Genomic DNA, 20,061 nt, shown 5'->3' with positions numbered 1-20,061 from the left:
ATTACACGGCAAACAACATTATTGTTGGGGTTTGGTCAGGCCGGCCAGAGGCGCCACGGCCTCGCTGCGTACCGGGTAGAGGTTACCCGGGCGGTCGGCGAAAAAGCATTCTAAGGTACGGCTGACCGTGCGAAAAGCCAGCTCTGACCAAGGGATGTCGGCTTCATCGAAAAGCCGCACCTCAAGGCTTTCTTCACCTGCGGCAAAGTCCGGGGTCAGCAGCTCGGCGCGGTAGAACACATGTACCTGGTTGATGTGGGGTACATCGATCAGGGTATAGATAGCCAGGTTTTCGACCTTGGCACAGGCTTCCTCGAGGGTTTCGCGGCGAGCGGCCTGTTCAACGGTCTCGCCGTTTTCCATAAACCCGGCAGGCAGTGTCCAGTACCCTTTGCGCGGCTCGATGGCGCGTCGGCACAGCAGCACCTGAGTGCCCCAGGTGGGCAGGCACCCGGCAACAATATTGGGGTTCTGATAATGAATGGTCTGGCAGTGGTCGCAGACATAGCGCAGGCGCGAATCGCCTTGCGGGATATGCTGGCTGACAGAATGACCGCACTGGCTGCAAAATTTCATGCTGGGTTCTCTGATAAGGCGCTTATCTTGAGGCTGAGTCGGGCTGGCGGCAAGTGCCGCGGTGGTTGCTGCGACACTGCGGGGCTTGGGTGCCCGGTGCGATTTGGTGCATGATGCCCGATAAGTGACGGATCGAGATGACCTATGCTGGACGAGCTGCTTGGCCGTGTGAGCCGCTATACCCCACGGACTCTGGAAACAGATCGGCATTTTCCCGAGGCGGCAGTATTGCTGCCGGTGACGCGCAGTGCTGAACCCGAACTGATTCTGACCCTGCGTGCCAGCGGGCTGTCGACCCATGGTGGTGAGGTGGCTTTCCCAGGCGGGCGGCGCGATCCTGAAGACCCGGATCTGATCTTTACCGCTCTGCGTGAGGCCGAAGAAGAGATCGGCCTGCCGCCGGGCCTGGTGGAGGTGATCGGTCCCCTCAGCCCCTTGATCTCGTTGCACGGTATTCGCGTAACCCCCTATGTCGGACTGGTACCTGACTACGTTGAGTATCTGGCCAACGATGCCGAGATCGCTGCGGTGTTCAGCGTGCCCCTGGAGTTCTTCCGCCAGGACCCGCGCGAGCATACCCACCGCATCGATTACCAGGGCCGCAGCTGGTATGTGCCGAGTTACCGTTTTGGCGTGTACAAGATCTGGGGGCTGACGGCGATCATGATCGTCGAGCTGATGAATCTGCTCTACGACGACGTCAATATCAGCCTGCATACTCCGCCTGAACGCTTTATCAATATTTAGAGCTGTCAGCAGACAGCCGCTCAGCCTTGAGGACACTCCCATGAAATATCGCTTGGGCGACTCGCTCGTCGAAACCCATCCCGACAGCTGGACGGCCCCCAACGCCACCCTGATCGGCAAGGTACGGCTGCAAGAGGGTGCCAGCGTCTGGTTTAACGCTGTGTTGCGTGGCGACAACGAACTGATCCTGATCGGTAAAAACAGCAACGTGCAGGATGGCGCCGTCATGCACACCGACATGGGCTACCCATTGACCCTGGGCACCGGCGTGACCATTGGCCATAACGCCATGCTGCATGGCTGCACTGTGGGTGACTACAGCCTGATCGGTATCAACGCGGTGATCCTCAATGGCGCAAAAATCGGCAAGCATTGCATCATCGGCGCCAATTCGCTGATCGGTGAGGGCAAGGAAATCCCCGATGGTTCGCTGGTCATGGGCTCGCCCGGCAAAGTGGTGCGCGACCTCACCGACGAGCAGAAAAAACTGCTGGAAGCCAGTGCGGCGCACTATGTGCACAACGGCCAGCGTTATGCCCGTGACTTGCAGGTGCAAGAATAATGAGTGATACAGAACGCCCGGTGGCCTCACCCTGCGTGAATATTTGCGCGCTGGACGACGATGATCTGTGCACCGGCTGCCAGCGTTCGGTGGCCGAAATTACCCGTTGGAGCCGCATGACCAATCCTGAGCGCCGTGAGGTGCTGGCGTTGTGTCATGAACGCGCGAAATCCAGTGGCATGGTGTGGACGGTGGGCAACCTGTAGTCCCTGCCGCAGGCTGCGATATACCCTGTGGGCGCTGGCTTGCCCGGGATGCAGGCAATGGGCACTTCGAGGCTGACTGCGGGGCTGTAAATCCCCGGCAAGCCGGCTCCCGCGGTCGAACTGTCCAGCCTCGGTGTACACGCTACAAAATCAGGCATGACTCAAGTACCCTGTGCGCCTTATTCAGAGGTATCACCAGGTCCCATGTTGTTTCTAATCGCTTATATCGCCAGCGTCGTGCTGATCAACTACGCGTTTTCGACGGCGCCGCACCTCGATATCATCTGGTCGGCCTGGGGCGGGCTGGTGTTCGTGCTGCGGGACATGGTGCAAATCCGCTTCGGCCACGGCGCCATTCTGGCCATGCTGGCGGCGCTGGTGCTGTCGTACGTCACCTCTGATCCCTCTATTGCCCTGGCCAGCGCTACCGCGTTCGCTGTATCGGAGTGTATTGACTGGCTGGTGTTCTCCATCACCAAGCGCCCGTTGCATGACCGGTTGTGGATCAGCTCTGCGCTGAGCATCCCCCTTGATACCTTTATCTTTTTCGGCATGATCGACGCCTTTACCCCGGGCGTGATCCTCACTGCCATGGCCTCCAAGTTCGCCGGTGTCACCTGCGTATGGCTGGCCATGGCCTGGCGTCTGCGCAAAGCCGCTGAGCGCTCGCGGATCATGTAAAATGCCGGCCTTTCTTCCCAGCAGGCGCAAGCGTTGCGAGCGCCTTCGATGATTTGCTTCCTTGAGGACCTGAAATGACCCGTATCGGAACTCCACTGTCGCCTACCGCGACCCGCGTAATGTTGTGTGGCTGCGGCGAGCTAGGCAAGGAAGTCGTCATCGAATTGCAGCGTCTGGGGGTCGAAGTCATCGCTGTCGATCGCTACGCCAACGCCCCGGCCATGCAGGTGGCGCACCGTAGCCACGTGATCAACATGCTGGATGGTGCTGCCCTGCGTGCCGTGATCGAGCTGGAAAAGCCGCATTTTATCGTTCCGGAAATCGAAGCCATCGCCACTGCGACCCTGGTCGAGCTGGAAGCTGAAGGCTTTACCGTGATCCCTACGGCCCGTGCGACCTCGCTGACCATGAACCGCGAAGGCATTCGCCGTCTGGCGGCTGAAGAGCTGGACCTGCCAACTTCGCCGTACCACTTTGCCGACACCTTCGAGGATTACAGCAAAGCGGTGCAGGATCTCGGTTTCCCGTGTGTGGTCAAGCCGGTCATGAGCTCGTCGGGTAAAGGCCAGAGCCTGCTGCGCAGTGCCGACGATGTGAAAACCGCCTGGGACTACGCTCAGGAAGGCGGACGGGCGGGCAAGGGCCGGGTCATCATCGAGGGCTTTATCGACTTCGATTACGAAATCACCTTGCTCACCGTACGCCATATCGGCGGCACCACGTTCTGCGCTCCGGTTGGTCACCGCCAGGAGAAGGGCGATTACCAGGAGTCCTGGCAGCCCCAGGCCATGAGCCCGATTGCACTGGCTGAGTCTGAGCGTGTGGCCAAGGCCGTTACCGAGGCGCTGGGTGGCCGTGGTCTGTTTGGAGTCGAGCTGTTCATCAAGGGCGATCAAGTGTGGTTCAGCGAAGTTTCGCCGCGCCCCCATGACACAGGTCTGGTGACCCTGATTTCGCAGGATTTGTCGCAGTTCGCGCTGCATGCGCGGGCGATTCTGGGGTTGCCGATCCCGTTGATCCGTCAGTTCGGACCCTCGGCTTCGGCAGTGATTCTGGTGGAAGGGCAGTCGACCCGCACCGCGTTCTCCAACCTGGGAGCGGCCCTGAGCGAGCCGGATACCGCCTTGCGTCTGTTCGGCAAGCCCGAGGTCAATGGCCAGCGCCGCATGGGCGTGGCACTGGCCCGGGATGAGTCGATTGAAGCGGCACGGGCCAAAGCGACCCGTTCGTCCAAGGCGGTTGTCGTAGAGCTATAACCCCCCCCCCCCCCCGCAACAACCTGCTGTAGGAGCGAGCTTGCTCGCGAGCTTTTTGCACAGCTCGCGAGCAAGCTCGCTCCTACAGGTTTAGATGACCTTGTTCAGGTCTGCCTCTCTGGTTTCCTTCAAGCACAGTACAGCGATCAGGCTGAGTACCGCTGCGCCTGATACATAGCCGCCAACCCAGCTCAGACCGCCCATGCTCACCAGTTTCTGGGCGAAGAACGGTGCGGCCGAGGCGCCGACAATGCCCCCCAGGTTGTAGGCCGCCGATGCGCCGGTATAGCGCACGCGGGTGGGAAACAGTTCAGGCAGCAGGGCTCCCATCGGAGCAAAGGTCACCCCCATCAAGAACAGCTCGATGCACAGAAACAGTGCCACCCCCCCAGGTCGTGCCATGGGTGAGCAATGGCTCCATCAGAAACCCGGACAAAACTGCCAGTATGCCGCCGACAATCAATACCGGTTTACGTCCGTAACGGTCGCTGGCCAGGGCTGACAGTGGGGTGGCCGCGGCCATGAACAGCACGGCAAAGCACAGCAGGCCGAGGAACGTTTCGCGGGTGTAGCCCAATGTCGAAACGCCATAGCTGAGTGAAAATACGGTCGAGATGTAGAACAGTGCATAACACACCACCATCGACGCAGCGCCCAGCAGCATGGGTGCCCAGTACTGGCTGAAGAGCTCGACGATCGGCATCTTCACCCGTTCGTGCTGGGCTACGGCCTTGGCGAAGACCGGTGTTTCTTCCAGTTTGAGACGCACATACAGGCCGACCATCACCAGAGCAGCACTCAGCAGGAACGGGATGCGCCAGCCCCAGGAGCGGAACTGTTCATCACTCAGGGTCAAGGCCAGTGCCAGAAACAGGCCGTTGGCTGCGAGAAAACCAATCGACGGACCCAGTTGCGGAAACATGCCGAACCAGGCGCGCTTGCCTTTGGGGGCGTTTTCGGTGGCCAGCAAAGCTGCGCCGCCCCATTCCCCGCCGAGCCCAAGCCCTTGGCCAAAGCGCAGCACGCAGAGCAGGATCGGTGCCCAGGCGCCAATGGTGGCGTAGCCCGGCAAAACGCCGATCAGGGTGGTACACACCCCCATCAACAGCAGGGAAGCGACGAGGGTGGACTTGCGTCCTACCCGGTCACCGAAATGGCCAAACAGAAATGAACCCAGCGGGCGTGCGAGAAAGGCTATGCCGAAGGTCAGGAACGCCGACAGCATCTGTGCTGTGCCGGATGTCTGCGGGAAAAAGACCGGGCCGATAACCAGCGCGGCGGCGGTGGCATACACATAAAAGTCGTAGAACTCGATGGCGGTGCCAATAAAGCTGGCTGTAGCGACACGGGCTGTGGAGTTGGCCGGCTTCTCGGGCGAGGCTTCGCTGTAGGTGGTGCTGGTGGTCATGCGCATATCCCTGACAGTTATAAGCTCGTTGACCTTTATCAGCCTTGGCGGCGGACAGGGCAGAGCGTTTTTTATGGTCGTTTGGCCAGTGGGGGCAAATGCCAGTCAGTCAGGCGAGCGCAGTCTCAAGCGGGGAGATAAACCGGTGGGAACTGCTCAGCCAGCTCCCACTGAAGATATGCGGTGTTTTAATCGACTGGCTTTACCCCGCAAGCGGGGTGTAAGCGGAAATGATTATAGGGAGGCCTGTTCGAATGTAACAAGACCTTACGCGGCGATTAAACCGCGGGTTTGACGCTGTTGTGCCAGATCAGTACGCGGCTGACGCGGTTTTCTTCGGTTTCGAGAATTTCCAGGCGATAGCGGCCGATCTTCAGGCAAACAGTGGTTTCGGGAATGGTTTCCAGTGCTTCGGTGACCAGCCCGTTAAGGGTTTTCGGACCGTCGCAAGGCAGGTGCCAGCCCAGGGCCTTGTTCAGTTCGCGGACCGAGACTGCGCCATCAACCACAAAGCGTCCGTCGGGCAGGGGATCGATCAGCGGGTTATCGATGTTTTGCTCGTCCTCGAACTCACTGACGATCTCTTCGAGGATGTCTTCCAGGGTCACGATTCCCAGTACTTCTCCGTATTCATCGACCACGACGCCCAGTCGGCGTTGTTGCTTGTGGAAGTTGAGCAGCTGCAGCTGCAGGGGCGTGCTTTCAGGAACGAAGTAGGGCTCGGTGCAGACGGCCAGCAGCGCTTCCTTGGTGAGGCTGGCATCCGTCAGCAGGTGCTGGACGTGGCGGGTATTGAGGATGGCTTCGACCTGGTTGATGTCGTTATGAAACACCGGCAGGCGTGTGCGCTTGGTCTGGCGCAGTTGCTCGATCAGATCTTCGATGGAGTCGTCGAGGTTCAGGCCTTCGACTTCGCTGCGCGGGATCAGGATGTCGTTGACCGTGATGTTGTCCAGCGCATGGATGCCGGAGAGCAGTTGCGGCCGGCTGGCGGAGAGTTCGTCGTCTTGCTGGGCAGGTGTGTGGCGCGTCTGCGGCACCTCGGCACGAAGGACCTTCCTGTTGTTTGTGCCCCATAGAAAACCGGCGAACAGCCCGGCTGCTGCGATCAAAAATGCCAGAACTGCCAGCATCGGCCCGGGGGGCAAGCTATCCATAATCATCGCCCGTCAGATATGCAGAATGTATTCACGAACCAGCTTGCTGCCAAAGTAGGCCAGCATCAGCAGGCAGAAACCGGCAAACGTCCAGCGTATGGCTTTGTGTCCGCGCCAGCCGAGGTGGTGACGCCCCAGCAGAAGTACGCTGAATACGATCCATGCCAGGCAGGCCAGCAAGGTTTTATGAACCAGATGCTGGGCAAACAGATTGCCCAAAAACATCCAGCCGGAGATCAATGACAGTGACAGCAGCGACCAGCCGGCCCACAGGAAGCCGAACAGCAGGCTTTCCATGGTTTGCAGGGGCGGGAAGTTCTTGATCAGGCCTTTGGGGTGCTTGTTCTTGAGCTGGTAGTTCTGCAGGGTCAGCAGCAACGCCTGAAACACCGCGATGGTGAACATGCCATAGGCCAGGAGCGATAACAGGATGTGGGCGAGGATGCCGGGTTCTTCATCTATTACCTGAACCGTACCGGGCGGGGCGAACTGCGACAGCAGCACCGTGAGCATTCCCAGCGGGTATAGAAGCAGCAACAGGTTCTCGACGGGGATCCGGACACATGCCACCAGCGTTACGCCAATGACTGCTGCGGCAATCAGGCTGGCAGCACTGAAGAAGTCCAGTTCAAGACCCGCCGGGGTCATCAGGTGGGTGAACAGGCTCATGGCGTGGGCGATTACGGCGAGAATGCCGAGTGTCACCAACAGGCGTTTGTTCGCCTTTGCGCCTTGGCGCAGGCAAGTGCCTTGATAGAGGGTCGCAGCGGCATATAAACAGGCGGCGGCGAGGCTGGGTAGCAAACTCGGTGACAAGGGGAGCATAAATCCTGTTAGGCAAGCCCGAAAGGGCTGAGTTTGGCATACAACCGCCCATGCACGAAAGACTACATAAGCCGACGGCAAGGTGTCGTATGCGGCCAGTCTTCGCTATAATCCGCGACCTGCCCACGCCGCAGGCTCGCCGAGCATCAGTTTTACACGGGCTGGGCCGCAATAACCCCGGTCTACTTTGGGCCTGAAAGGATCGCGCATGTTTGAAAATTTAACCGATCGTCTCTCGCAGACGCTGCGCCATGTTACCGGCAAGGCCAAGCTGACCGAGGACAACATCAAAGACACCCTGCGTGAAGTGCGCATGGCGTTGCTGGAAGCCGACGTGGCTTTGCCAGTGGTCAAGGACTTCGTCAACGCGGTCAAAGAGCGCGCTGTCGGCACTGAAGTGTCGCGCAGCCTGACGCCGGGCCAGGCGTTTGTGAAGATCGTCCAGGCCGAGCTTGAAAGCCTGATGGGTGCTGCCAACGAGGACCTGGTCCTCAATGTCACGCCGCCTGCAGTAGTTTTGATGGCCGGTTTGCAAGGTGCGGGTAAAACCACCACCGCCGGCAAGCTGGCGCGCTTCCTTAAAGAGCGCAAAAAGAAAACAGTGATGGTGGTCTCGGTCGACGTTTATCGTCCTGCGGCAATCAAGCAGCTGGAAACCCTGGCGGCGGAAGTGGGGGTTACGTTCTTCCCGTCCGATATCAGCCAGAAGCCGGTGGCCATCGCGCTGGCGGCCATTGCTGAAGCCAAGCTCAAGTTCATTGATGTAGTCATTGTCGATACCGCGGGTCGTTTGCATATCGACGCCGAGATGATGACCGAAATCCAGGAACTGCACGGCGCCGTCAAGCCGGCAGAAACCCTGTTTGTGGTCGACGCCATGACCGGCCAGGATGCCGCCAATACGGCCAAGGCCTTTGGCGATGCGCTGCCGCTGACCGGTGTGATCCTGACCAAGGTTGACGGCGATGCCCGTGGCGGTGCGGCATTGTCCGTGCGCTCGATCACCGGCAAGCCGATCAAGTTTATCGGTATGGGCGAGAAGAGCGACGCTCTGGAACCGTTCCACCCGGATCGTATCGCTTCGCGCATTCTGGGCATGGGCGACGTGCTCAGCCTTATCGAACAGGCCGAACAGACCCTCGATAAAGACAAAGCCGACAAACTGGCGAAGAAACTCAAGAAAGGTAAGGGCTTCGATCTCGAAGACTTCCGCGATCAGCTGCAACAGATGAAGAACATGGGCGGCCTTGGCGGCCTCATGGACAAGCTGCCGAACATGGGTGGCGTGAATCTGGCGCAAATGGGCAACGCCCAGGGCGCGGCAGAAAAGCAGTTCAAGCAAATGGAAGCCATCATCAACTCCATGACTCCGGCCGAGCGCCGTGACCCTGACCTGATCAGTGGTTCGCGCAAGCGTCGTATTGCCATGGGTTCCGGCACCCAGGTGCAGGACATCGGTCGCTTGATCAAGCAGCACAAGCAGATGCAGAAAATGATGAAGAAGTTCTCCGCAAAAGGCGGAATGGCCAAAATGATGCGCGGCATGGGCTCCATGATGCCTGGTGGCGGCATGCCGAAAATGTAAATTACCTGCCTGAGCGCTCGCGCTTGGGCGACTCGCAGTGATGCGAGATACCCGGCAAACCCGCACGTGCGGGAGCCGACCTGTCGCCATTCGTGGCGGCCTTATAGCAAATCTTTATGGCATGTCGACTAGGCGCCAGAAAAAGACATTTGCAAAAGTCCGGATATTCCTTAGAATATGCGGCCTTTCGGGCACCTATGCCCGCTGTGCATTTAGATTTGCAGCACCGACTACAGGAACGATGTTCACATGCTAACAATCCGTCTTGCCCTTGGCGGCTCCAAAAAGCGCCCGTTTTACCACTTGACCGTTACCGATAGCCGTAACCCACGTGACGGTTCCCACAAGGAACAAATTGGCTTCTTCAACCCGGTTGCCCGTGGTCAGGAAGTTCGTTTCTCCATTAAAGAAGACCGCCTCGCCTACTGGTTGGGTGTTGGTGCACAAATGTCTGAGCGCGTTGCTCAGCTTGTGAAAGAAAACGCTAAGGCTGCGGCCTGAGCAATATGAGCGTGACGCCTGATCTTGCTGATGATTTGATCGTTATCGGCAAAATTTATTCAATTCATGGCGTTCGCGGCGAAGTGAAGGTTTATTCCTTTACGGATCCAATTGATAACCTGTTGGACTACAAAAAGCTGACGCTTCGGCGCGGTAATGAAGTACGACAGGCAGAGCTGGTCAGTGGCCGTTCTCATAACGGCAAGTTTCTGGTCGTGAAGCTCAAAGGTCTTGATGATCGTGACGAAGCTGGTCTTCTGCGCGAATTCGAGATCTGCGTGCCACGCAACCTGTTTCCTGAACTGACCGATGGCGAGTACTACTGGTACCAGCTGCAGGGTCTTAAAGTGACCAACCTCGAAGGGCAATTGCTCGGCAAGGTTGTTGATCTGATGGAAACTGGCTCGAACGATGTCATGGAAGTCAAACCTTGCCCAGGCAGCCTGGATGATCGTGATCGCTTGTTGCCCTATACAGAGCAATGCGTGTTGAGCATCGACCTGGAAGCTGGCGAGATGAAGGTGGATTGGGATGCGGACTTCTAAGCGTGGCTAAATTGCGCGTAGAAGTGATCAGTTTGTTTCCCGAAATGTTTTCCGCCATCAGCGACTACGGCATCACTAGTCGTGCGGTGAAACAAGGGCTGTTGCAGCTCACCTGTTGGAACCCGCGTGACTACACAACGGACCGGCATCACACTGTGGACGATCGCCCATTTGGCGGTGGTCCGGGCATGGTGATGAAGATCAAGCCTCTGGAAGATGCACTGGTTCAGGCCAGAGAAGCAGCCGGAGAGGCGGCGAAGGTAATTTACCTGTCGCCCCAAGGCCGTCAACTGAATCAGTCGGCGGTACGCGAACTGGCGAATGAGGAAGCATTAATCCTCATTGCAGGTCGCTATGAAGGCATTGACGAGCGTTTTATAGATGCTTATGTCGATGAAGAGTGGTCGATTGGTGACTATGTACTTTCCGGTGGCGAGCTGCCGGCGATGGTTCTGATTGATGCGGTTACACGACTGCTGCCTGGAGCTTTAGGGCATGCGGACTCCGCGGAGGAAGATTCCTTCACGGATGGTTTGCTGGATTGCCCGCACTACACCCGACCGGAGGTGTATGCGGATCAGCGTGTTCCCGACGTATTGCTTAGTGGCAATCATGCACATATCCGGCGTTGGCGTTTACAGCAGTCCCTTGGGCGGACCTTTGAACGACGCGCCGATCTTCTGGAAAGCCGCTCGCTTTCTGGAGAAGAGAAGAAGCTGCTCGAGGAATATATCCGCGAGCGGGACGATAGTTAACAACGTATCGATGGTAGATCAGACGATCTACCTTAGGAGCACAGCATGACTAACAAAATCATCCTTGCACTCGAAGCAGAGCAGATGACTAAAGAGATCCCTCCTTTTGCCCCGGGCGACACCATTGTCGTTCAGGTGAAAGTGAAGGAAGGCGATCGTTCGCGTCTGCAAGCTTTCGAAGGTGTAGTGATTGCCAAGCGTAACCGTGGCGTGAACAGTGCTTTCACTGTTCGTAAAATCTCCAACGGTGTTGGCGTAGAGCGTACTTTCCAGACCTACAGCCCGCAAATCGACAGCATGGCAGTCAAGCGTCGCGGTGACGTTCGTAAAGCCAAGCTGTACTACCTGCGTGACCTGTCCGGTAAAGCAGCTCGCATCAAGGAAAAACTGGCTTAAGTCCAGCTTCCCGATGCAGAAAAAAGCAGCCTTCGGGCTGCTTTTTTGTGCCTGAAATTTGTCAGTTTTTTGTTTGGTTGCAGGTAGTAAAATCATGGCTTCGCGTGAGCAAGAGATTCAACGTCGTACCGAATTGTCCGTAACCCGTATTACTAAAGCGGTATTCCCGTCCACCACCAATCATCACAACACCTTGTTCGGCGGCACTGCACTGGCCTGGATGGACGAGGTCTCGTTTATCGCCGCGACCCGTTTCTGCCGTTTGCCGCTGGTGACTGTGTCCACCGACCGGATCGACTTCAACCACCCGATTGCGGCCGGCTGCATAGTCGAGCTGATCGGGCGTGTGGTTAAAGTCGGCAATACCAGCCTCAAGGTTGAGGTTGAGGTGTATGTCGAAAGCATGAGCTGTGATGGTCGCGAGCTGGCGATCCAGGGCCTGTTCAGCTTTGTCGCCATTGATGATGACAAGCGCCCGGTACCGGTATTGCCAGGCTTTGCCCGGCAAGGCGAGTAATAACCAACACAGGTTGGAGCCAGCCTGGCTCCAACAGGCTAGGCGTCCTGCCTGATCAAGGCCAATAGTGTCCAGCCGGCTCCCGGCTTCAAATCGCTGTCTGGCGTCACCACATGCACCCAACTGTTGTGGTCGCGGGCAAACAGCAGTGTGGCGCGCTCGCCATGCAGGGCCTGGTAATCCTCCCAAGTGAAGTTTTCAGTCAGCTGAGTGCTGTATATCTCGGCACCGTTGTGCAGTTCACTGGCCAGTTGGGTATAGGTCAGGACCGGGTTGCCCAGTGATTGCCCGCGATGCTCATGACTGGCGCGATGTTTGTCGGTACGGCGGATTTCCTGACCACTGGCCAATGTATACAGGCGCCTGGGGCCAAATTCATGGCGAAAGCGGATTGCGGCCAGGGTATTGAGCTCACCCGATGGCGACAGTGCAAGCAGGTGCCCGAGGCCCACCAGGTCCAGATGCACCTCGGCGTGTTGCGAGGCCGGGTTGCCAAAGTAGGTCGGCAGGTTCTCCATGCGCGCTGCGCGGATATTTTCCCAGTTGGAGTCGGTCAGCAATACGCGACTGCCCAGTTGTTGCAGGGCTTTGCCAATGCCCCGGGCCGGACCGTTGGCGCCGACGATCAGAAAGCCGCTGGGGGCTGGCTCGGCGACCTTGAGCAGGCGTGCCAGGGGGCGAGCGGTGGCACTCTGCAGTACAACGGTGCCAATGATCACGGCAAACGTCAGTGGCACCAGCAACAGCGCCCCTTCATGTCCGGCCTGATCCAGGCGAATTGCAAAAATGGCCGACACCGCCGCCGCAACAATGCCCCGCGGTGCGATCCAGGCCAGCAGCGTGCGCTCACGCCAGTTGAGTTTTGAGCCGAAAGTCGATAGCAGTACGTTCAGCGGGCGAGCAATGAATTGAATGATCAGCAGCAACACCAGCACCACGGGCCCCAGCGCGATCATGGCATGCAGATCCAGGCGTGCCGCCAGCAAAATGAACAGGCCCGAAATCAGGAAAATACTCAGGTTTTCCTTGAAGTGCAGAATGTTGCGTACATCAACGCCCTTCATATTGGCCATCCATATGCCCATCAGCGTGACGGCCATCAGTCCTGACTCATGCATCACCGTATTGGAGGCAATGAATATGGCCAGCACTGTCGCCAGTGTGGCCAGGCTGTGCAGGTATTCGGGCAGCCATTGCCGGCGCAGGATATGCCCCATGACCCAGCCGCCCACGATGCCAAACAGGCTGCCGCACACAATCACTCCGCCAAAGGTCAGCAGGCTGTGGCTCAGGCCTTCGCCTGAAGCGCGGGTAATGATGAAGCTGTACACCACCACTGCCAGTAACGCGCCAATGGGGTCGATGACAATGCCTTCCCAGCGCAGGATATTGGCGATCGATGCCTTGGGTCGCACCACGCGCAGCATGGGCACAATCACCGTTGGCCCGGTAACCAGTGTCAGGGTGCCGAACAGCAGCGCCAGCAGCCAGTCAAAGCCCAGCAGCCAATGCGTGGCCAGGGTAATCACCGCCCAGGTCGAGAGGGCCCCGATGGTAACCAGGCGGCGCACTACGCTGCCTATTTCGCCCCATTCGGACAGGTGCAGGGTCAGGCTGCCTTCAAACAGGATCAGCGCCACTGACAGCGAAACCAGAGGCATCAGCAGAGGGCCGAACAGCTCTTGCGGATCAAGCCAGCCCAGAACGGGCCCTACGAGAATCCCGGTCAGGAGCAAAAACAGGATGGCTGGCAGTTTCAGGCGCCAGGCGAGCCACTGAGAGCCCAGGGCGGCGATGCCGATTCCTCCCAACGCCAGCAGAATCTGTTGTTCATTCATAAGGGGCTCCTGTGAGAACCTGTGGTTTATGGCATCAGCCGGCCATGAAAGACTAGCGGCCACTTTTGCAGTTCACTTTTTATTTATGCGCGGCCTGCGGGCTGCGCTTTTCGAGCGCCAATGCCTGCTATAGACAATCCACTTATCGACCGTTTCCTGGATGCCCTGTGGCTGGAAAAGGGGCTGTCGGACAACACCCGTGACGCTTATCGCAGCGATTTGGCGTTATTCAATGGCTGGTTGCAGGAGCGCGGTCTTGAGCTGGCCGGTGCCGGCCGCGAGCTGATTCTGGATCACTTGGCATGGCGCCTGGAGCAGGGTTACAAGCCTCGCTCCACAGCGCGTTTTCTTTCCGGAGCCCGTGGCTTCTATCGCTATTTATTGCGCGAAAAGCTGATTGCAGTCGATCCGACCTTGCAGGTCGATATGCCGCAATTGGGCAGGCCGCTGCCCAAGTCCCTGTCAGAGGCGGATGTCGAGGCGTTGCTCGCCGCCCCGGATCTGGCAGAGGCCATTGGTCAGCGTGACCGGGCGATGCTCGAGGTGCTTTATGCCTGCGGCCTGCGGGTTACCGAGTTGATCAGCCTGACTCTGGAGCAGGTCAACCTGCGTCAAGGGGTGTTGCGGGTAATGGGCAAGGGCAGCAAGGAGCGGCTGGTGCCAATGGGGGAGGAGGCGATTGTCTGGGTTGAGCGCTACATGCGCGATGCCCGCCATGAGCTGCTGAACGGCCGCCCCAGCGATGTCATGTTCCCCAGTCAGCGCGGTGAGCAAATGACCCGTCAGACCTTCTGGCACCGTATCAAGCATCAGGCTCAAGTGGCCGGGATCGACAAATCCCTGTCGCCCCACACCTTGCGTCACGCCTTTGCGACCCACTTGCTCAACCATGGTGCCGATTTGCGGGTGGTGCAGATGCTGCTGGGCCATAGTGATCTGTCCACCACCCAGATTTACACCCATGTGGCGCGTGCCCGCCTGCAAGAAATGCATGCCCTTCATCACCCCCGTGGCTGAGCTGTTTATAGATGCTTGCGTCGGCTGGAGTCGGCCACGCAAGCCAACTGTGGTAGGCTTTGCCGGTTAATAAAGCGCGCCGCCGGAATCCTTTTTTTCAGATCGTGATTTTCCGGTTTGGCCGCTTGTCCGCCCTCAGGAGTTCCCATGCGCGTGACCCGAATTTTTGCCGCCGCAGCCATTGCGTTGGTCAGTACCTTTTCTTTTGCCGATAGCGGTGCCGAACAAGCGATTCGCAAGAGCCTGGAAACGCTGCAACTGGATGTTCCGGTCGAGAGCATCAGCGCCAGCCCAATGGCCGGCCTGTACGAAGTCAAACTCAAGGGCAGTCGCGTGCTGTATGCCAGTGCCGATGGACAGTTCATCGTCCAGGGCTATATGTTTCAGCTCAAGGACGGCAAGCCGGTCAATCTGACCGAGCAGGCCGAACGCATTGGCGTCGCCAAGTTGATCAATGGTATCCCGGTGGCAGAAACCGTGGTTTACCCGGCAATCGGTGAAACCAAGTCGCATATCACGGTCTTTACCGACACCACTTGTCCGTACTGCCACAAATTGCACGCCGAAATCCCTGAGCTGAACAAAATGGGGATTGAAGTGCGCTATGTTGCTTTCCCGCGTCAGGGCCTTGGCTCGCCGGGTGACAAGCAACTGCAGGCGGTCTGGTGTTCCACGGACAAGAAAGCTGCCATGGACAAGATGACGGATGGCAAGACGGTAGAGGCGCCTAAATGCGCCAACCCGGTTGCCAAACAGTTCGCCATGGGCCAGTCCATTGGTGTAAATGGTACGCCGGCGATTGTTTTGGCAGATGGCCAGGTCATTCCGGGCTATCAGCCTGCTGCGCAGGTTGGCAAGCTGGCACTCAGTGTTAAATAATCCTGCATCGTCACGGTAAGCCTTTGACGATCATGGCGGGGCGGTTCAGTGGCCCGGCTATTAATAGAGAACCGTGGCAATCCACGGTTGTTTTCCACGGCCGACCTTGAGTCGGCCGTTTTATGGGGAGTTCAGCGTGAATCCGGTCAAAGTAGGTATCTGTGGGCTCGGGACCGTCGGTGGCGGCACCTTCAACGTACTAAAGCGTAACGCCGAGGAGATTGCCCGCCGTGCCGGGCGTGGTATCCAGGTTGCGCAAATTGCCATGCGTACGCCAAACCCTCAGTGCGACATTACCGGTACCCCCATTACCAACGATGTATTCGCTGTTGCGACCAACCCTGAGATCGACATCGTTATCGAGCTGATTGGTGGTTACACCATCGCTCGCGAACTCGTACTCCTGGCCATCGAAAACGGCAAGCACGTGGTTACTGCCAACAAGGCGCTGATTGCGGTTCACGGCAACGAAATTTTTGCCCGGGCACAAGAGAAGGGCGTGATCGTTGCGTTCGAAGCGGCAGTTGCTGGCGGGATTCCGGTGATCAAGGCCATCCGTGAAGGCCTGTCGGCCAACCGCATCAACTGGGTTGCGGGCATCATCAACGGTACGGGCAACTTTATCCTCACCGAGATGCGTGAGAAGGGCCGCACCTTTGAAGACGTGCTGACTGAAGCCCAGGCCCTGGGTTACGCCGAAGCCGATCCGACGTTTGACGTCGAAGGCATCGACGCCGCACACAAATTGACGATTCTGGCTTCGATTGCGTTCGGCATCCCGCTGCAATTCGACAAGGCCTACACCGAAGGCATCACCAAGCTGACCACGGCTGACGTGAATTACGCCGAGGCGCTGGGCTATCGCATCAAGCACCTGGGTGTGGCACGCAGTACTGCCAGCGGTATCGAGTTGCGGGTGCACCCGACACTGATCCCGGCTGACCGTTTGCTTGCCAACGTCAACGGTGTAATGAACGCAGTCATGGTCAATGGTGACGCAGCAGGCTCAACCCTGTTCTACGGCGCCGGCGCCGGCATGGAGCCAACCGCTTCGTCGGTGGTGGCAGACCTGGTGGACGTGGTGCGTGCGATGACCTCCGATCCCGAGAATCGCGTCCCGCACCTGGCCTTCCAGCCGGATTCGCTGTCCGATCACCCGATTCTGCCAATCGAAGCCTGCGAAAGCGCTTATTACCTGCGCATCCAGGCCAAGGACCATCCGGGCGTACTGGCCCAGGTGGCCAGCATCTTGTCGGAGCGCGGGATCAACATCGAATCGATCATGCAGAAAGAAGTTGAAGAACATGACGGTCTGGTGCCGATGATTCTGCTGACCCACCGTGTGCTCGAGCAGCACATGAACGATGCGATCGCAGCGCTTGAAGCACTGCAGGGCGTTGTGGGTCCGGTGGTTCGCATCCGCGTTGAGCATCTTATTTAATTAAGCAGCGGCAAGCGCCAGGCTGCAGGCTGCAAGTCAAGCCAATGCGCTTTTACTTGCAGCTTGTCGCCAGACAGCTTGCCGCTCAAACCGAAGGTTTGAAACCATGCGCTATATCAGCACCCGTGGCCAGGCACCGGCCCTGAACTTTGAAGATGTCCTGCTGGCCGGTCTGGCCAGCGACGGTGGTTTGTACGTACCGGAAAACCTGCCGCGCTTTACCCAGGAAGAAATCGCTTCCTGGGCCGGCCTGCCGTATCACGAACTGGCTTTTCGGGTCATGCGCCCGTTTGTCACCGGCAGCATTCCTGACGCCGATTTCAAAAAGATTCTCGAAGAGACCTACGGCGCGTTTTCCCACGCAGCTGTAGCACCACTGCGCCAGCTCAATGGCAACGAGTGGGTCCTGGAGCTGTTCCATGGTCCTACGCTGGCGTTCAAGGACTTTGCCCTGCAACTGCTCGGACGCTTGCTCGACTATGTGCTGGAAAAACGTGGCGAGCGCGTGGTTATTGTCGGCGCTACTTCCGGAGACACCGGGTCTGCGGCCATTGAAGGCTGCAAGCACTGCGAAAATGTCGACATCTTTATCCTGCACCCCAACAACCGGGTGTCCGAGGTACAGCGTCGCCAGATGACCACGCTGTTCGGCGACAACATCCACAACATCGCCATCGAAGGCAACTTCGATGACTGCCAGGAGATGGTCAAGGCCAGCTTTGCCGATCAGGACTTCCTCAAGGGCACACGCCTGGTGGCAGTGAACTCGATCAACTGGGCGCGGATCATGGCCCAGATCGTTTACTACTTCCACGCAGCCCTGCAACTGGGCGGCCCGCACCGCTCGGTTTCGTTCTCGGTGCCTACCGGTAACTTCGGCGATATTTTTGCCGGCTACCTGGCGCGCAACATGGGTTTGCCGATCAATCAGTTGATCGTTGCCACCAACCGTAACGACATTCTGCACCGCTTCATGAGCGGCAATCAGTACGCCAAGGACACCCTGCACGCGACCCTGTCGCCGTCGATGGACATCATGGTGTCCTCCAACTTCGAACGCCTGCTGTTCGATCTGCACGGCCGTAATGGCGCGGCAGTTGCGGGTCTGATGGAAGCCTTCAAGCAAACCGGCAACTTCAGCGTTGAAGATGATCGCTGGACCGAAGCGCGTCGTTTGTTCGATTCGCTGGCAGTCGATGATGAGCAAACCTGCGAAACCATCGCCCAGGTGTTTGCCGAAACTGGCGAAGTGCTGGACCCGCATACCGCTATCGGGGTCAAGGCCGCCCGTGAGTGCCGTCGCAGCCTGGATATTCCGATGGTTATTCTGGGCACTGCGCATCCGGTCAAGTTTCCTGATGCGGTAGAAAAGGCCGGTGTCGGGAAAGCGCTTGAGCTACCAGCGCATCTTGCTGATCTGTTTGCGCGGGAAGAGCGCTACACCGTTCTGGCCAATGACTTGAAAGCCGTACAAGCTTTTGTCAGCCAGCATGGCAATCGCGGCAAGCCACTCTAAGTCTTGCGTATGTTGAAGCCCGTCATTTGACGGGCTTTTTTATTTGTGGCCGATAACGTGCTGCCGGCCCGGTCTGCCACCAAGAAGTTTCCTGTCGGTATTTAGGAATCATCCGATGTTTATTGCTGGCCATCCGCTCTAGAGTCGACTCCCCTGCGCCAAGTACGCGTTATGCTCCAAAGGCCCATGATGCGCTCCCTGAAAGTTTTGATTGTTGACGACAACCCTTTCCAGCTGATGTCGTTGCATCAGATGTTGAATGCCTATCACATATTCGATGTCCTGGCGGCTGACAACCTAGAGTCTGCCCGGGGCTCGCTGGCCAGGCGCGGGGCCATCGATGTGGCCATTTGTGATTTGTATCTGGAAGCCGCCGACGCACTGCAGCTGATCCATGAAATGTCCGCCAAACCTGAGGCGCCGGCATTGATTTTTGTCGGCGGGGCCGAGTCCCATGTCCTGGCAAGTGCGGTAAGCACAGCCCGCAAGGATGGTCTCAGGGTGTTGGGATATTTGCCCAAGCCGGTGACTGTAACCGGCTTGGGGCTTTTGCTGGACTCCTATCAGCAGAGCCGCGCAGTGGCCGGGGCTTGATAGTGCGAATTGATTGCATATGCCGGGGAACCTTTCCCGCAGGCGCTATGTCAGATTCAGCATCAACAGGATCAAGCTTATTGCTCCGATGCTTGTAGCCTGTTGAGTGGGTCTTCACGACCTTGTTAAATCCCGGGTTGTCTCCCCACTGCCCGGGATTTTTTTTGTGCTTTTTTTGTCATTGCCCCTGGCCGTCCCGGGGTTCTGGCAGTCGCCGGTGTGGCCGGCCCCGGGGCATATCCCCGCCGGGGCGTGCAGTCCCTCATGGCCGATCAGCCAGTATGGCGTTGACTCTGCGAATGACTTCGCGCCCTTCAGGGGTATTGGTACAGCCGATGTAAATGGGCTGGTAGGCGGGGGCACCGAGGATGCGGTAGAAAATCAGCGACTCAGGATTGAGCCCTTGTTGTCTTGCCTTGGATTGAATCTCCGGCCAATAGCCCAGCAGTGCCTGAACCCGGCCGGCACTCTGCATGTGCAGCAAACTGCCCAGCGGATCGTTGCCGTAGTGGATGAAGAGCTGGTGTTTGCGGCCCTGTGACACTTGAGCATCAATCCATGGTCCGTAGCTGCGCTTGGCGATGACGCCGAGCTTCAAGGTTTGAGCGTCGAGCATGGCCGTCAGGTCTACCGCCTTGTCGCGGACAAAGGGCTCAATCAGTTTTTGATCTTCGCGTCGAATCACCAGGCCATTGCCATGCAAGCCGATGACCGGGCTGGAATAGACAATTGAGTGGGCGCGCCTGGGGTTCCATACCAGTGCCGGGTCGCAGGCCAGCGAAGCTTCTTCGAGCATCCGAATGGCCCGGGCCCGATTGACCGGCAAGATGACGTGCTGATATTGCGGCATGCCTGTCATCAATGCGGGCATCAGCTGGTCAATGAGCCCCTGACCTTTTTGCGGGCCATCGCGCACCGTCAATGGCGGCAGATCGCGCATCAACCAGATGAGCTTTGGAGCCGCCAGAGTCTCTGGGGGCCAGGCAAGCAATGCCAGCGTGACCAGACCTGCGCAAATGCCGCGCCACTTTGAGTGCCGGGTCATGGTGCTGATCTTTT

At 58.2% G+C, this 20,061-nt stretch carries 20 protein-coding genes and 2 pseudogenes; 16 read left to right on the top strand and 6 right to left on the bottom strand.

The window, feature by feature from the left end; genetic code table 11:
* Nucleotides 1-18: 18 nt before the first annotated feature.
* Entirely contained in the window at nucleotides 19-576 is a 558-nt protein-coding gene (locus JQ845_RS02255) for an NUDIX hydrolase (protein WP_003440217.1), read from the bottom strand.
* Between the two features lie 144 nt (nucleotides 577-720).
* On the opposite strand from JQ845_RS02255, the gene JQ845_RS02250 reads away from it, so the two are divergent.
* The 5 genes from JQ845_RS02250 (at nucleotide 721) to purT (ending at nucleotide 4,028) form a co-directional block, all read left to right on the top strand.
* Nucleotides 721-1,323, top strand: a complete 603-nt coding sequence (locus JQ845_RS02250; RefSeq protein ID WP_003440220.1) for a CoA pyrophosphatase — start codon at nucleotides 721-723, stop codon at nucleotides 1,321-1,323.
* Between the two features lie 40 nt (nucleotides 1,324-1,363).
* Nucleotides 1,364-1,885, top strand: coding sequence for a gamma carbonic anhydrase family protein (locus JQ845_RS02245; protein ID WP_003440222.1), 522 nt, complete (start codon nucleotides 1,364-1,366; stop codon nucleotides 1,883-1,885).
* On the top strand, nucleotides 1,885-2,091 hold the full coding sequence (locus tag JQ845_RS02240) for a DUF1289 domain-containing protein (RefSeq protein WP_203008087.1): 207 nt from the start codon (nucleotides 1,885-1,887) through the stop codon (nucleotides 2,089-2,091). The genes JQ845_RS02245 and JQ845_RS02240 overlap by 1 nt, the downstream gene beginning before the upstream one ends.
* A gap of 204 nt (nucleotides 2,092-2,295) precedes the next feature.
* Nucleotides 2,296-2,772 carry a 7-cyano-7-deazaguanine/7-aminomethyl-7-deazaguanine transporter gene (locus tag JQ845_RS02235; RefSeq protein WP_003440227.1) on the top strand — a complete coding sequence of 159 codons (477 nt, stop codon included), beginning with the start codon at nucleotides 2,296-2,298 and terminating at the stop codon, nucleotides 2,770-2,772.
* 74 nt (nucleotides 2,773-2,846) lie between these two features.
* Entirely contained in the window at nucleotides 2,847-4,028 is a 1,182-nt protein-coding gene (gene purT, locus JQ845_RS02230; protein WP_003440230.1) for a formate-dependent phosphoribosylglycinamide formyltransferase, read from the top strand.
* Nucleotides 4,029-4,118: 90 nt separating this feature from the next.
* On the opposite strand, the pseudogene JQ845_RS02225 reads toward purT, so the two are convergent.
* The 3 genes and pseudogenes from JQ845_RS02225 to JQ845_RS02215 all read right to left on the bottom strand — a co-directional run bounded on the left by JQ845_RS02225 (nucleotide 4,119) and on the right by JQ845_RS02215 (nucleotide 7,418).
* Nucleotides 4,119-5,436 (bottom strand): annotated as a pseudogene (locus JQ845_RS02225) (MFS transporter).
* Between the two features lie 278 nt (nucleotides 5,437-5,714).
* Nucleotides 5,715-6,404 (bottom strand): annotated as a pseudogene (locus JQ845_RS02220) (transporter associated domain-containing protein); the annotation flags it as partial.
* Nucleotides 6,405-6,605: 201 nt separating this feature from the next.
* Nucleotides 6,606-7,418, bottom strand: a complete 813-nt coding sequence (locus tag JQ845_RS02215) for a cytochrome C assembly family protein (protein WP_003440240.1) — start codon at nucleotides 7,416-7,418, stop codon at nucleotides 6,606-6,608.
* Between the two features lie 208 nt (nucleotides 7,419-7,626).
* On the opposite strand from JQ845_RS02215, the gene ffh reads away from it, so the two are divergent.
* From ffh to JQ845_RS02185, 6 genes are all read left to right on the top strand, one after another.
* A complete protein-coding gene (gene ffh / locus JQ845_RS02210; protein ID WP_003440242.1) occupies nucleotides 7,627-9,003 on the top strand; it encodes a signal recognition particle protein in 1,377 nt (458 codons plus the stop codon).
* A 249-nt stretch (nucleotides 9,004-9,252) separates the two neighbouring features.
* Entirely contained in the window at nucleotides 9,253-9,504 is a 252-nt protein-coding gene (gene rpsP / locus JQ845_RS02205; protein ID WP_003440261.1) for a 30S ribosomal protein S16, read from the top strand.
* A 5-nt stretch (nucleotides 9,505-9,509) separates the two neighbouring features.
* Nucleotides 9,510-10,049, top strand: a complete 540-nt coding sequence (rimM, locus tag JQ845_RS02200; protein WP_003440264.1) for a ribosome maturation factor RimM — start codon at nucleotides 9,510-9,512, stop codon at nucleotides 10,047-10,049.
* 2 nt (nucleotides 10,050-10,051) lie between these two features.
* Entirely contained in the window at nucleotides 10,052-10,804 is a 753-nt protein-coding gene (gene trmD / locus JQ845_RS02195) for a tRNA (guanosine(37)-N1)-methyltransferase TrmD (protein WP_003440270.1), read from the top strand.
* A 45-nt stretch (nucleotides 10,805-10,849) separates the two neighbouring features.
* On the top strand, nucleotides 10,850-11,200 hold the full coding sequence (gene rplS / locus JQ845_RS02190) for a 50S ribosomal protein L19 (RefSeq protein WP_003440273.1): 351 nt from the start codon (nucleotides 10,850-10,852) through the stop codon (nucleotides 11,198-11,200).
* Nucleotides 11,201-11,294: 94 nt separating this feature from the next.
* Nucleotides 11,295-11,717, top strand: a complete 423-nt coding sequence (locus JQ845_RS02185; RefSeq protein WP_003440275.1) for an acyl-CoA thioesterase — start codon at nucleotides 11,295-11,297, stop codon at nucleotides 11,715-11,717.
* Between the two features lie 38 nt (nucleotides 11,718-11,755).
* On the opposite strand, the gene JQ845_RS02180 is transcribed toward JQ845_RS02185, so the two are convergent.
* Nucleotides 11,756-13,555, bottom strand: coding sequence for a cation:proton antiporter (locus tag JQ845_RS02180; RefSeq protein WP_203008085.1), 1,800 nt, complete (start codon nucleotides 13,553-13,555; stop codon nucleotides 11,756-11,758).
* Between the two features lie 120 nt (nucleotides 13,556-13,675).
* Here JQ845_RS02180 and xerD point away from each other — a divergent pair, with 120 nt between their 5' ends.
* The 5 genes from xerD to JQ845_RS02155 all read left to right on the top strand — a co-directional run bounded on the left by xerD (nucleotide 13,676) and on the right by JQ845_RS02155 (nucleotide 19,002).
* Nucleotides 13,676-14,572 carry a site-specific tyrosine recombinase XerD gene (gene xerD / locus JQ845_RS02175; RefSeq protein WP_003440282.1) on the top strand — a complete coding sequence of 299 codons (897 nt, stop codon included), beginning with the start codon at nucleotides 13,676-13,678 and terminating at the stop codon, nucleotides 14,570-14,572.
* A gap of 147 nt (nucleotides 14,573-14,719) precedes the next feature.
* Nucleotides 14,720-15,451, top strand: a complete 732-nt coding sequence (locus tag JQ845_RS02170) for a thioredoxin fold domain-containing protein (protein ID WP_003440287.1) — start codon at nucleotides 14,720-14,722, stop codon at nucleotides 15,449-15,451.
* A gap of 136 nt (nucleotides 15,452-15,587) precedes the next feature.
* Nucleotides 15,588-16,892 carry a homoserine dehydrogenase gene (locus JQ845_RS02165; RefSeq protein ID WP_003440289.1) on the top strand — a complete coding sequence of 435 codons (1,305 nt, stop codon included), beginning with the start codon at nucleotides 15,588-15,590 and terminating at the stop codon, nucleotides 16,890-16,892.
* A gap of 106 nt (nucleotides 16,893-16,998) precedes the next feature.
* Nucleotides 16,999-18,408: a threonine synthase gene (thrC, locus tag JQ845_RS02160; RefSeq protein ID WP_003440291.1), complete on the top strand. Its 1,410-nt coding sequence runs from the start codon at nucleotides 16,999-17,001 to the stop codon at nucleotides 18,406-18,408.
* Nucleotides 18,409-18,594: 186 nt separating this feature from the next.
* Entirely contained in the window at nucleotides 18,595-19,002 is a 408-nt protein-coding gene (locus tag JQ845_RS02155; RefSeq protein ID WP_203008252.1) for a response regulator, read from the top strand.
* A gap of 262 nt (nucleotides 19,003-19,264) precedes the next feature.
* On the opposite strand, the gene JQ845_RS02150 is transcribed toward JQ845_RS02155, so the two are convergent.
* The gene (locus JQ845_RS02150) at nucleotides 19,265-20,047 is read right to left on the bottom strand and encodes a TIGR02285 family protein (RefSeq protein WP_003440294.1); all 783 of its coding nucleotides are present in this window, start codon (nucleotides 20,045-20,047) and stop codon (nucleotides 19,265-19,267) included.
* Nucleotides 20,048-20,061: the final 14 nt, after the last annotated feature.

Origin of the sequence: Pseudomonas paraversuta, assembly GCF_904063065.1 — a bacterium.
Classification (GTDB): domain Bacteria; phylum Pseudomonadota; class Gammaproteobacteria; order Pseudomonadales; family Pseudomonadaceae; genus Aquipseudomonas; species Aquipseudomonas paraversuta.
Note: the sequence above shows the minus strand (reverse complement) of the source record. Positions and strands in the feature narration are given on the sequence as shown.